The 12,430-nt window shown below is 42.5% G+C and carries 10 protein-coding genes and 1 other annotated feature; all 10 genes read left to right on the top strand.

The features are described 5' to 3' along the window. Positions 1 to 2 precede the first annotated feature (2 nt). The 10 genes from MHB66_RS00580 to cysS all read left to right on the top strand — a co-directional run bounded on the left by MHB66_RS00580 (position 3) and on the right by cysS (position 12,427). The gene (locus MHB66_RS00580) at positions 3 to 1,094 is read left to right on the top strand and encodes a protein arginine kinase (protein ID WP_024425579.1); all 1,092 of its coding nucleotides are present in this window, start codon (positions 3 to 5) and stop codon (positions 1,092 to 1,094) included. Further along, entirely contained in the window at positions 1,091 to 3,526 is a 2,436-nt protein-coding gene (gene clpC, locus MHB66_RS00585) for an ATP-dependent protease ATP-binding subunit ClpC (RefSeq protein ID WP_007496263.1), read from the top strand. The genes MHB66_RS00580 and clpC overlap by 4 nt, the downstream gene beginning before the upstream one ends. A 93-nt stretch (positions 3,527 to 3,619) precedes the next feature. After that, positions 3,620 to 4,999, top strand: a complete 1,380-nt coding sequence (radA, locus tag MHB66_RS00590; RefSeq protein ID WP_025092231.1) for a DNA repair protein RadA — start codon at positions 3,620 to 3,622, stop codon at positions 4,997 to 4,999. A gap of 2 nt (positions 5,000 to 5,001) precedes the next feature. Continuing rightward, complete coding sequence (gene disA, locus MHB66_RS00595) at positions 5,002 to 6,081, top strand: DNA integrity scanning diadenylate cyclase DisA (protein ID WP_024425581.1); 1,080 nt, start codon at positions 5,002 to 5,004, stop codon at positions 6,079 to 6,081. Positions 6,082 to 6,234: 153 nt separating this feature from the next. After that, positions 6,235 to 7,335 (top strand): PIN/TRAM domain-containing protein, encoded by a 1,101-nt coding sequence (locus MHB66_RS00600; RefSeq protein ID WP_024425582.1) that lies wholly within the window; start codon positions 6,235 to 6,237, stop codon positions 7,333 to 7,335. Positions 7,336 to 7,348: 13 nt separating this feature from the next. After that, the gene (gene ispD, locus MHB66_RS00605; protein WP_041115162.1) at positions 7,349 to 8,038 is read left to right on the top strand and encodes a 2-C-methyl-D-erythritol 4-phosphate cytidylyltransferase; all 690 of its coding nucleotides are present in this window, start codon (positions 7,349 to 7,351) and stop codon (positions 8,036 to 8,038) included. Between the two features lie 3 nt (positions 8,039 to 8,041). Next, positions 8,042 to 8,518: a 2-C-methyl-D-erythritol 2,4-cyclodiphosphate synthase gene (gene ispF, locus MHB66_RS00610; RefSeq protein WP_003216928.1), complete on the top strand. Its 477-nt coding sequence runs from the start codon at positions 8,042 to 8,044 to the stop codon at positions 8,516 to 8,518. Positions 8,519 to 8,612: 94 nt separating this feature from the next. Further along, positions 8,613 to 10,064 (top strand): glutamate--tRNA ligase, encoded by a 1,452-nt coding sequence (gene gltX, locus MHB66_RS00615; RefSeq protein ID WP_046314367.1) that lies wholly within the window; start codon positions 8,613 to 8,615, stop codon positions 10,062 to 10,064. Beyond that, positions 10,064 to 10,294, top strand: a binding site (T-box leader). (Overlaps the previous gene by 1 nt.) An 82-nt stretch (positions 10,295 to 10,376) precedes the next feature. Continuing rightward, the gene (cysE, locus tag MHB66_RS00620; RefSeq protein WP_034283914.1) at positions 10,377 to 11,030 is read left to right on the top strand and encodes a serine O-acetyltransferase; all 654 of its coding nucleotides are present in this window, start codon (positions 10,377 to 10,379) and stop codon (positions 11,028 to 11,030) included. Continuing rightward, the gene (gene cysS, locus MHB66_RS00625) at positions 11,027 to 12,427 is read left to right on the top strand and encodes a cysteine--tRNA ligase (RefSeq protein ID WP_046314369.1); all 1,401 of its coding nucleotides are present in this window, start codon (positions 11,027 to 11,029) and stop codon (positions 12,425 to 12,427) included. Before cysE ends, cysS begins: the two co-directional genes overlap by 4 nt. Positions 12,428 to 12,430 lie beyond the last annotated feature (3 nt).

The raw sequence follows: 12,430 nt of genomic DNA on the forward strand, positions 1-12,430 counted from the left end.
TCATGTCGCTCCAGCATTTTATTCAAGACGCTCTTAGTCAGTGGATGAAACAAAAAGGACCAGAAAGTGACATTGTTCTAAGCAGTCGTATCCGGCTAGCTCGCAATCTAGAGCATGTTCGTTTCCCAACTCAGTTTTCTCAAGCTGAAGCTGAAGCTGTTCTCCAGCAATTCGAGCAAAAGTTTGCTAGCCAGGAAGTGAAGGACATTGGAAACTTTGTTCTGATTCGAATGAATGAAACGCAGCCTTTAGCAAAGAGGGTACTTGTTGAAAAGCATTTGATCAGCCCCAATTTAGCTGAATCAAGATTTGGCGGCTGTTTGCTTTCTGAAAATGAAGAAATCAGTGTGATGCTGAATGAAGAAGACCATATTCGAATCCAGTGCTTATTCCCAGGTTTTCAGCTAGCCAATGCACTAAAAGCGGCTAATCAGGTAGATGACTGGATTGAAGAGCAAGTGGATTACGCGTTTTCTGAAAAGCGAGGATACTTAACAAGCTGTCCGACCAATGTAGGTACAGGTATTAGGGCTTCGGTCATGATGCATTTACCAGCATTAGCGCTCACAAGACAAATGAATCGGATTATTCCGGCCATTAATCAATTAGGTCTTGTGGTCAGAGGAATTTATGGTGAGGGCAGCGAAGCAATAGGGAACATCTTTCAAATTTCAAATCAAATGACACTTGGTCAATCAGAAGAAGACATTGTAGATGACTTGAATAGTGTGACCGCTCAGCTCATTGAACAAGAGCGATCTGCACGAAAAGCGTTATATCAAACATCTAAAATTGAACTTGAGGACAGAGTGTACCGTTCCTTAGGAATTTTGGCCAATTGTCGTATGATTGAATCAAAGGAAACAGCGAAGTGTTTGTCAGATGTGCGGCTTGGAATTGATTTAGGTATCATTAAGGGGCTTTCAAGTAATATACTGAATGAACTCATGATTTTGACTCAGCCCGGCTTCCTTCAACAATATTCAGGAGGAGCCTTAGAGCCAAATGAACGAGATATAAAACGAGCAGCGATTATTAGAGAAAGGCTGCGCTTAGAAATGCATAGGAATGGACAGGAGGATGAAACGATATGATGTTTGGAAGATTCACTGAAAGAGCTCAAAAGGTATTAGCACTTGCACAAGAAGAAGCCATTCGCCTAGGCCATAAGAATATTGGTACTGAGCACATTTTACTTGGCCTTGTACGTGAAGGTGAGGGCATCGCTGCCAAAGCGTTAGAAGCACTGGGCCTTGTTTCAGATAAAATCCAAAAAGAAGTCGAAAGCTTGATTGGAAGAGGGCAAGAGGTGTCTCAAGCTATTCCTCATTATACGCCTAGAGCGAAGAAGGTCACTGAGCTTTCAATGGATGAAGCAAGAAAGCTAGGTCATTCCTATGTAGGGACAGAACATATTCTATTAGGTCTTATTCGTGAGGGAGAGGGTGTCGCTGCCCGTGTCTTAAATAACCTCGGAGTGAGCTTAAATAAAGCACGCCAGCAAGTCCTGCAGCTGCTTGGAAGCAATGAAACAGGTGCATCTGCAGCAGGTTCTAATAGCAATGCGAATACACCAACACTAGATAGCCTGGCAAGAGATTTAACAGCTATCGCAAAAGAGGACAGCTTGGACCCTGTCATTGGCCGAAGCAAAGAAATTCAACGTGTCATTGAGGTCCTAAGTAGAAGAACAAAAAATAACCCTGTGCTGATTGGTGAGCCTGGTGTTGGTAAAACAGCCATCGCAGAAGGTCTTGCACAGCAAATTATTCATAATGAAGTGCCTGAAATCCTGCGTGATAAACGAGTAATGACTCTGGATATGGGAACTGTTGTAGCTGGTACGAAATATCGTGGTGAATTCGAGGATCGTTTGAAAAAAGTGATGGACGAAATTCGCCAGGCAGGAAATATCATTCTCTTTATCGACGAGCTTCATACACTTATTGGTGCTGGTGGAGCAGAGGGCGCGATTGATGCGTCTAATATCTTGAAGCCATCCCTAGCACGTGGAGAGCTTCAATGTATTGGGGCGACAACGTTAGATGAGTACCGTAAATATATTGAAAAGGATGCTGCGCTTGAACGACGTTTCCAGCCAATTCAAGTAGATCAGCCGTCTGTTGATGAAAGTATTCAAATCTTAAGAGGGCTTAGAGACCGGTATGAAGCACATCACCGTGTGTCTATTACAGATGAAGCGATTGAGGCGGCGGTGAAGCTGTCTGACCGTTATATTTCTGACCGATTCCTTCCAGATAAGGCGATTGATTTAATTGATGAGGCAGGTTCGAAAGTCCGTTTACGTTCGTTCACAACACCGCCTAACCTAAAAGAATTAGAGCAAAAGCTGGATGAAGTACGCAAGGAAAAGGATGCGGCAGTTCAAAGTCAAGAATTTGAAAAAGCAGCTTCTCTTCGCGATACAGAACAGCGTTTGCGTGAAAAAGTAGAAGTTACAAAGAAATCATGGAAAGAAAAGCAGGGACAAGAGAATTCAGAGGTATCTGTAGATGATATCGCAATGGTCGTTTCCAGCTGGACGGGAGTGCCTGTTTCGAAAATTGCTCAAACGGAGACAGATAAGCTTCTGAATATGGAACAATTGCTCCACTCTCGCGTGATCGGACAGGATGAAGCGGTTGTCGCTGTAGCAAAAGCGGTGAGACGTGCGCGTGCTGGGCTGAAAGATCCGAAGCGCCCAATCGGCTCCTTTATCTTCTTAGGTCCAACAGGGGTTGGTAAAACGGAGCTTGCAAGAGCACTTGCTGAGTCTATTTTCGGTGATGAAGAAGCAATGATCCGTATTGATATGTCTGAATACATGGAGAAGCACTCTACATCCAGACTTGTTGGGTCACCTCCAGGCTATGTGGGCTATGATGAAGGTGGACAGCTGACTGAAAAAGTGAGAAGAAAACCTTATTCTGTCGTTCTTTTAGACGAGATTGAAAAGGCGCATCCAGATGTATTTAATATCTTACTGCAAGTGTTAGAAGATGGTCGTCTGACTGATTCTAAAGGGCGTACCGTTGACTTTAGAAATACGATTTTGATTATGACATCAAACGTTGGAGCTAGTGAGCTGAAGCGCAATAAATATGTTGGCTTTAACGTGCAGGATGAAAGTCAAAATTACAAGGATATGAAAGGCAAAGTGATGGGCGAGTTGAAACGTGCGTTTAGACCTGAGTTTATCAACCGGATTGATGAAATCATTGTCTTCCACTCGCTTGAGAAGAAACATCTCAAAGAGATCGTGTCTCTCATGTCTGATCAATTGACAAAACGATTAAAAGAACAAGACCTATCAATTGAATTGACGGAAGCAGCAAAAGCGAAGATTGCCGACGAAGGAGTAGATCTTGAGTACGGTGCGCGTCCGTTAAGAAGAGCGATTCAAAAGCATGTAGAAGATCGACTTTCTGAAGAGCTTCTGAAGGGGAATATTGAAAAAGGTCAACATATCGTATTAGATGTGGAAGATGGAGAGATTGTCGTAAAAGCGACGGCTGCTACGAACTAATATAGTAAGAAAAAAGTGTGAGGCATACCAGTAAGGTGTATGCCTCCCTTTACTTATTTTCTGACCAGTATAAGGAGTTGTATTCTTCAATCTATGGCTAAGACAAAATCAAAATTTATATGCCAATCGTGCGGTTATGAGTCAGCCAAATGGATGGGGAAATGTCCAGGCTGCGGCACGTGGAACAGTATGACAGAAGAGGTCGTTCGCAAAGAGCCGGCAAACCGTCGAAGTGCTTTTAATCATTCTGTTCAAACCATTCAAAAACCTTCACCTATATCTGCAATTGAAACATCCGAAGAACCCCGAATTAAAACAAATTTAGAAGAATTTAACCGAGTATTAGGAAGTGGAATTGTCAAAGGTTCTCTTGTTCTCATCGGCGGAGATCCTGGGATTGGGAAGTCCACATTATTATTACAAGTATCAGCACAGCTCTCAGACAAAAATCAGAATGTGTTATACATATCTGGTGAGGAGTCCATTAAACAAACGAAGCTAAGAGCGGACCGCCTTGGCATTGAAAGCGCCTCTTTACATGTTTTGGCTGAAACCGATATGGAGTATATAACGTCTGCTATACAGGAGATGAAACCTGCTTTTGTTGTGGTGGATTCGATTCAAACCGTTTACCAAAGCGATATCACGTCAGCTCCCGGCTCTGTATCTCAAGTTAGAGAATGTACAGCGCAGCTGATGAAGATTGCCAAGACAAATGGTATTCCTATTTTTATCGTTGGTCACGTGACCAAAGAAGGCTCGATCGCAGGTCCACGCCTTTTAGAGCATATGGTGGACACAGTTCTTTATTTTGAAGGCGAGCGTCATCATACGTTTCGTATCTTACGGGCGGTCAAAAACCGATTTGGTTCAACGAATGAATTGGGAATTTTTGAAATGAGAGAGGAAGGGCTCACGGAAGTATTAAACCCATCAGAAATCTTTCTAGAAGAGCGGTCGGCAGGTGTATCTGGTTCGTGTGTTGTTGCCTCAATGGAAGGAACAAGACCTGTACTTGTCGAGATACAGGCATTAATTTCCCCGACAAGCTTTGGGAATCCGCGAAGAATGGCCACTGGCCTTGATCATAATCGAGTATCGCTGCTCATGGCAGTTTTAGAAAAACGCGTGGGGCTGCTGCTGCAAAACCAAGATGCGTATTTAAAGGTCGCAGGCGGTGTGAAGCTTGACGAACCGGCGATTGACTTAGCTATTGCCGTCAGTATTGCATCAAGCTTTAAAGATGCAGCGCCGCATCAAGCGGATTGCTTTATAGGAGAGGTCGGTCTGACGGGAGAAGTCAGAAGAGTATCAAGAATTGAACAGCGAGTGCAGGAAGCTGCAAAACTAGGATTTAAGCGAATGTTTATTCCTCAGGCGAATATAGACGGATGGAAAAAGCCGAGAGGGATTGAGTTAGTTGGTGTAGAAAATGTAGCGGAGGCACTTCGAATTTCACTAGGGGGATCATAGAAATGGAAAAAGAGAAAAAAGGAGCGAGAGAACTCGATCTCTTAGATATTGTACAGTTTGTGGCACCAGGAACACCTCTGCGGGCAGGGATTGAAAACGTCCTGAGAGCCAATACTGGCGGGCTCATTGTTGTTGGTTATAATGACAAAGTAAAGAGTGTGGTAGATGGAGGATTTCACATTAATTCGGCCTTCTCCCCAGCACATTTATATGAATTGGCGAAGATGGACGGGGCCATTATTCTTAGCGATTCTGGTCAAAAAATCTTGTATGCGAATACACAGCTGATGCCAGATGCAACCATTCATTCATCGGAAACAGGCATGAGGCACCGGACGGCTGAACGTGTAGCAAAGCAGACAGGCTGCTTAATCATTGCCATTTCTGAACGGAGGAACGTCATTACCTTATACCAAGGGAATCGTCGTTATACGCTGAAAGATATTGGCTTTATTTTAACAAAGGCCAATCAAGCCATTCAAACACTTGAGAAATATAAAACGATTTTAGATCACGCCATTTCTGCGTTAAGCGCCCTAGAATTTGAAGAGCTTGTGACCTTTGGTGATGTATTATCCGTGCTGCACCGCTACGAAATGGTACTCAGGATCAAAAATGAAATCAATATGTATATCAAAGAGCTCGGAACAGAGGGACACTTGATCCGTCTGCAAGTCAATGAATTGATTACAGATATGGAGCAGGAAGCAGCTTTATTTATTAAAGATTACGTGAAAGAAAAGATCAAAGATCCGTATGTGCTGCTCAAACAACTTCAAGATATGTCGAGCTTTGAGCTTTTAGATGATTCCATTCTGTACAAGTTACTTGGATATCCAGCTTCTACAAATATTGACGAATATGTGTACACAAGAGGATATAGATTGCTCCATAAAATCCCTAGACTGCCAATGCCAATCGTCGAAAATGTGGTTGAAGCATTCGGTGTGCTAGATCGAATTATGGAAGCGGATGTACAAGAATTGGATGAAGTAGAAGGAATTGGAGAAGTAAGAGCGAAAAAGATAAAAAAAGGATTAAAAAGGTTACAAGAAAAACATTACATTGACCGTCAGCTTTAAGAAGAGAAATTTTTCTCTATTACGGTTAAAAATGGATGAATATGGGTATATTAATGATGGTTTTGTTTTCTGTTGCTCATGATAGGAAACTTAAACATATATTAATGTCAGATGAAGGTGGATTGACAGATGAAAAATAAAGGAGGTGAAGGTATGTTAAAAAGAATCGTTCAGGCGTTTTTTATCATTTTGGGTGCAGTTGTAGGGATTTTTATCATTCCAGAGTTATTTCTGCTTTTAAATGTAAAGGACATACCTTTCATAACAAATGCTTACTCATCAGCACTAATAGGAGCCGTTGTGTTCTTCATCATTGGTAAATGGTGCACAGGTTATGTGGTAAATTGGGTGAAATGGATCGAGGATTCTCTATTGAAGGCGCCTCTTCCTGATCTTATATCTGGAAGTTTCGGATTAGTATTTGGACTTATTCTAGCATATCTTATTGTAAACGTGATCCCGCTAAACAATATCCCATATCATATTTTTGGTACCATTATTCCGATTTTCCTGGCTTTCTTTTTAGGATACCTTGGATTTCAGGTAGGATTTAAGAAGAAGGATGAAATGATAGGGCTGTTCTCCCGATCTGCAAAGGTCACAAAGAAAAAGGGAGCAGCTGATGATGAACCTGAAATAGAAGATAAAAAGCTGAAAATTTTAGACACAAGTGTTATCATTGATGGAAGAATCGCAGATATTTGTCAAACTGGATTCTTAGAAGGCGTCATGGTCATTCCTCAATTTGTACTCGAGGAATTACAGCATATTGCAGACTCTTCAGATGTATTAAAGAGAAATAGAGGCCGAAGAGGTCTAGATATTTTAAATCGTATTCAAAAAGAATTGGATATCAAAGTTGAAATTTACGAAGGTGACTTCGAAGACATTCAAGAGGTTGATAGCAAGCTTGTGAAGCTGGCGAAATTAACTTCAGGTGTTGTTGTGACCAATGATTTTAATTTAAATAAAGTATGCGAACTTCAAAAAGTAGCAGTGTTAAACATCAATGATCTAGCCAATGCCGTTAAACCGGTTGTACTGCCTGGGGAAGAAATGAAGGTACAGGTCATCAAAGATGGAAAAGAGCATAACCAAGGTGTTGCTTACTTAGATGACGGTACGATGATTGTGGTCGAAGAAGGACGCAATTACATTGGAAAAGACATTGACGTGCTCGTCACAAGTGTGCTGCAGACTGCTGCTGGAAGAATGATTTTTGCGAAGCCAAAACTTCTGGAGAAGGCGCTCTAAAGGGAGAACGAACATGTATTATGAAGTAGTTATTCCGGCTGCGGGGCAGGGGAAACGAATGAAGGCCGGCCGTAATAAGCTTTTTATTGAGCTGAAAAGAATGCCGGTCATCATTCATACACTAAAGGTGTTTGACGCTCATGCGCAATGCAAACGCATGATCCTAGCGATCAATGAAGAGGAGCGTCAAGACTTTGAAAGGCTACTCAAGGTACACGCTTTTCAAACGCCTGTTTCACTTGTCACTGGCGGTGAAGAACGTCAGCAAAGTGTATACGAAGGATTAAAGGCTGTGAAAGATGCGGACATCGTGCTTGTTCATGATGGAGCAAGGCCTTTTATTAAGCATACACAGATTGACTTGCTCGTTAAAGCAGCGATTGAAAAAGGCTCCGCAGTTGTAGCGGTACCAGTGAAAGACACAATCAAACGCGTTCAAGAAGGCAAAGTGGAACAAACCATTGAACGTCAGAGCTTGTGGGCAGTCCAGACCCCACAAGCTTTTCGTCATTCTATTTTAAAAGAGGCGCATGAATATGCGGAGCGGACAGGCTTCTTTGGAACAGACGACGCCAGTCTTGTTGAACAATTACAGGGTGAGAATGTGTATATTGTCCAAGGAGACTATACCAATATTAAGCTGACAACACCGGATGATTTATTGGTTGCCAAGGCAATTATGGATGCGGAAAGAGGGTACTAGATCATGTTGAGAATAGGACAAGGTTTTGATGTACATCAATTAACAGAGGGGAGACCTCTGATTATTGGCGGGGTCACCATCCCTTATGAAAAGGGACTGCTAGGTCATTCAGACGCTGACGTACTGCTTCATACAGTGGCAGATGCCTGCCTGGGTGCGATTGCTGAAGGAGATATCGGCAGACATTTCCCGGACACTGACCCTGAGTTTAAGGATGCAGATTCTTTTAAATTATTGCAGCATGTGTGGGCACTTGTGAAAGAAAAGGGCTACACACTTGTGAATATTGACTGCACCATCATGGCGCAAAAGCCAAAAATGGCACCTTACATTCAACCAATGTGTGAGAAAATTGCAGAAGCGCTTGAGGCAGATGTCACACAGGTGAATGTCAAAGCAACAACGACAGAGAAACTCGGATTTACAGGAAGAGGCGAAGGAATTGCTTCTCAGGCAACAGTGCTTCTTCAGAAAAAGTAAAATCCATTTTGATGAGAATGGGTTTTGATGATAAAATACGTTTATAAAAAATTGGTGTCAGACAACATGATGCAGATGAAAGGAAGTTAAACTCATGGGAAATGAAGTGCGTGTTCGTTATGCACCGAGTCCAACTGGTCATTTACATATTGGGAATGCTAGAACGGCTCTTTTCAACTATTTGTTCGCACGCAGCCAAGGCGGCAAATTTATTATTCGAATCGAGGATACGGATCAAAAGCGTAATGTAGAGGGCGGGGAGGAAAGCCAGCTTCGTCACCTGCAATGGCTCGGTATTGATTGGGATGAGAGCATTGATAAAGATGGCGGCTACGGTCCTTACAGACAATCAGAGCGTAATGATATTTATAAAAAATATTATGATGAGCTGCTAGAGAAGGACTTGGCGTATAAGTGCTATTGTACGGCAGAAGAGCTAGAGGCAGAGCGTGAAGCACAAATCGCCCGCAGCGAAATGCCTCGATATTCTGGTAAATGCAGTCATTTATCAAAAGAAGAAGAGGACAAGCTGATTGCTGAAGGAAGAGAGCCAAGCATCCGCTTCCGAGTACCAAAAGGAGAAATCATCAAATTTGACGACATGGTCAAAGGTGATATTTCATTTGAAACAGACGGCATTGGTGACTTTGTTATTGTGAAGAAAGATGGCACGCCAACTTATAACTTTGCAGTTGCCGTGGATGATCATTTGATGAAAATGACTCACGTTCTTCGCGGAGAGGATCATATTTCAAATACCCCTAAACAAATCATGATTTTTCATGCATTTGGCTGGGATGTTCCGCTATTCGGACATATGACGCTGATTGTGAACGAGAACCGCAAGAAATTAAGTAAACGTGATGAATCGATTATTCAATTCATCGAGCAATATAAGAATTTAGGCTATTTACCTGAAGCCCTGTTTAACTTCATTGCATTACTTGGATGGTCTCCAGTAGGCGAAGAAGAACTGTTTACAAAAGAGCAATTCATCGACATTTTTGATGTGAACCGACTTTCTAAGTCACCAGCTCTATTCGATATGCATAAACTAAAATGGGTGAACAACCAATACGTGAAAGCACTTGATCTTGATCAGGTTGTGGCACTAACACTTCCGCATCTTCAAAAGGCAGGCAAGGTAAGTGAGCAGCTGACTGAAGAAGAAAACACGTGGGTACGCAAGCTTATTTCTCTGTATCACGAACAATTAAGCTACGGAGCAGAAATTGTTGAGTTGACAGAGTTGTTCTTTAAGGAGCAAATTGAGTATAATCAAGAGGCAAAGGAAGTTCTAGCAGAGGAGCAAGTACCAGAAGTCATGGCATCTTTTGCAGGTCAGCTTGAACAGCTTGAGTCTTTCACACCTGATGAAATCAAGGCTGCCATTAAAGCGGTACAAAAAGAAACAGGGCATAAAGGCAAGAAACTATTCATGCCGATTCGTGTGGCTGTCACAGGACAAACGCATGGCCCAGAACTTCCGCAAAGTATTGAATTACTAGGTAAAGAAACGGTATTAAACCGCATTAAACAAATATAAGGAAATCGTTGCGAGGGAGAAGTACAATGTACTCGTCCATCACAGAAAGAGTCTCCACCGGCTGAAAGAGACTTATGGGCAGATGTTGGAAATGCACCCTCAAGACCCTTGAGGAACACGTACGTTAGTATGCAAGGGCGGTACCCTCCGTTATGGGATTAAGTTGAGAAGGCTTCAAGATAAGTGGCTTTCTAAACAGAGTGGAACCGCGTTTTCAAAACGTCTCTGTCATTTGGCAGAGGCGTTTTTTATTTGTCCAAAAAAAGAGAGCAAGTCCTAAGAGAGATTCATGGGGAAGAACGGGGGGAGCATGTGTTTTTCAAAATGCTGAAAGAAGATATTGATACTGTGTTTGATCAAGATCCTGCTGCTAGAAGCTATATTGAAGTAGTGCTAACCTATTCAGGGCTTCATGCGATTTGGGCTCACCGTATTGCGCATGCATTTTATAAGCGGAAGCTGTACTTTATTGCGCGGATCATTTCTCAGGTCAGCCGTTTTTTCACAGGGGTGGAAATTCATCCGGCGGCAACCATTGGCAGGCGGTTCTTTATTGATCACGGCATGGGCGTCGTGATCGGGGAAACATGTGAAATTGGAGACAACGTCACTGTTTTCCAAGGCGTGACATTAGGGGGAACAGGGAAAGAAAAGGGAAAGCGGCATCCGACCATTTTAGATGATGCCCTCATTGCGACAGGTGCAAAGGTGCTAGGTTCCATTACAGTTGGAAAAGGAGCCAAGATTGGAGCAGGGTCAGTCGTGTTAAAGGACGTACCCGACCATTCCACCGTTGTCGGTATACCTGGGCGAGTCGTCGTTCAAAATGGAAAGAAAATCAATCGTGATCTCAATCATCAAGATTTGCCAGATCCAATTTCCGATCGTTTCAAAGAATTGGAACGAGAAATGGAAAAGCTAAAAGGTGAGCTGGCTTCATTGAGCAGAAAGGAAGAACAATCATGACAATCAATATTTATAATACATTGACACGTAAGAAGGAAGAATTTGTCCCGCTTGAGCCAGGAAAGGTCAAGATGTATGTGTGCGGACCAACCGTTTATAACTACATTCATATCGGGAATGCTAGACCTGCTATTGTTTATGACACTGTACGTAAGTATTTAGAATACGGCGGTTACGATGTGAACTTTGTATCAAACTTTACAGATGTGGATGATAAACTCATCAAAGCAGCCAACGAACTCGGAGAAGATGTGCCGACAATTGCTGACCGGTTTATCCAGGCCTACTTCGAAGACGTCAGTGCACTCGGCTGCAAAAAAGCAGACCTTCACCCGCGAGTGACGGAAAACATGGATGATATCATTGCGTTTATTGCCACATTGATTGAAAAAGGCTACGCCTATGAAGCAGATGGCGACGTGTATTACAGCACACGCTCATTTGAAGGTTATGGAAAGCTTTCTCACCAATCAATTGATGAACTGAAGACAGGTGCCCGTATTCGTGTAGGTGAAAAGAAACGAGATGCACTGGACTTTGCTCTTTGGAAGGCTGCAAAGGATCAGGAAATCTCTTGGGATAGCCCGTGGGGCGAAGGACGCCCAGGCTGGCACATTGAATGCTCGGCAATGGTCAAAAAATATTTAGGTGATACGATCGATATTCATGCTGGCGGACAGGATTTAACATTCCCTCACCATGAGAATGAAATTGCCCAATCTGAGGCTTTGACAGGGAAGCCTTTTGCGAAGTATTGGATGCATAACGGGTATATTAATATCGATAATGAAAAAATGTCAAAATCACTTGGCAACTTTGTGCTGGTGCATGACATTGTGAAAGAACAAGATCCTGATGTGCTTCGCTTCTTTATGTTGTCGGTTCACTATCGGCACCCAATTAATTACTCAATGGATTTATTAGAAAGTACAAAGAGTGCGTTTAACCGACTCAAAACATCGTATGCGAATTTACATCACCGTCTAGAGAGCAGCACAAATATCACGGAAGACAATGCTGAATGGCTGGCAAAAATTGAAGAGCAGCGTGCAACATTTATTTCCGAAATGAATGATGACTTCAATACGGCAAATGCGATCTCTGTTTTATTCGAATTAGCGAAACAGGCGAATTATTATATGGAAAATGATCATACTTCGGAGGAAGTGATCAAGGCATTTATCGGCTTGTTCCAAGAAATTACGTCTGTTCTCGGCTTCTCATTAGAAGAAAAGCACACGCTTGACGAAGAGGTAGAAGCGTTAATTGAAAAACGCAATGAAGCTAGAAGAAATCGTGACTTTGCCCTATCTGATCAAATTCGTGATCAATTAAAGAACATGAATATTGTGTTGGAGGACACTCCTCAAGGTACTCGCTGGAAAAGAGGAGAATAGGCA

The sequence above is a fragment of the Bacillus sp. FSL L8-0167 genome, from assembly GCF_038630295.1.
GTDB lineage: Bacteria > Bacillota > Bacilli > Bacillales > Bacillaceae > Bacillus > Bacillus safensis.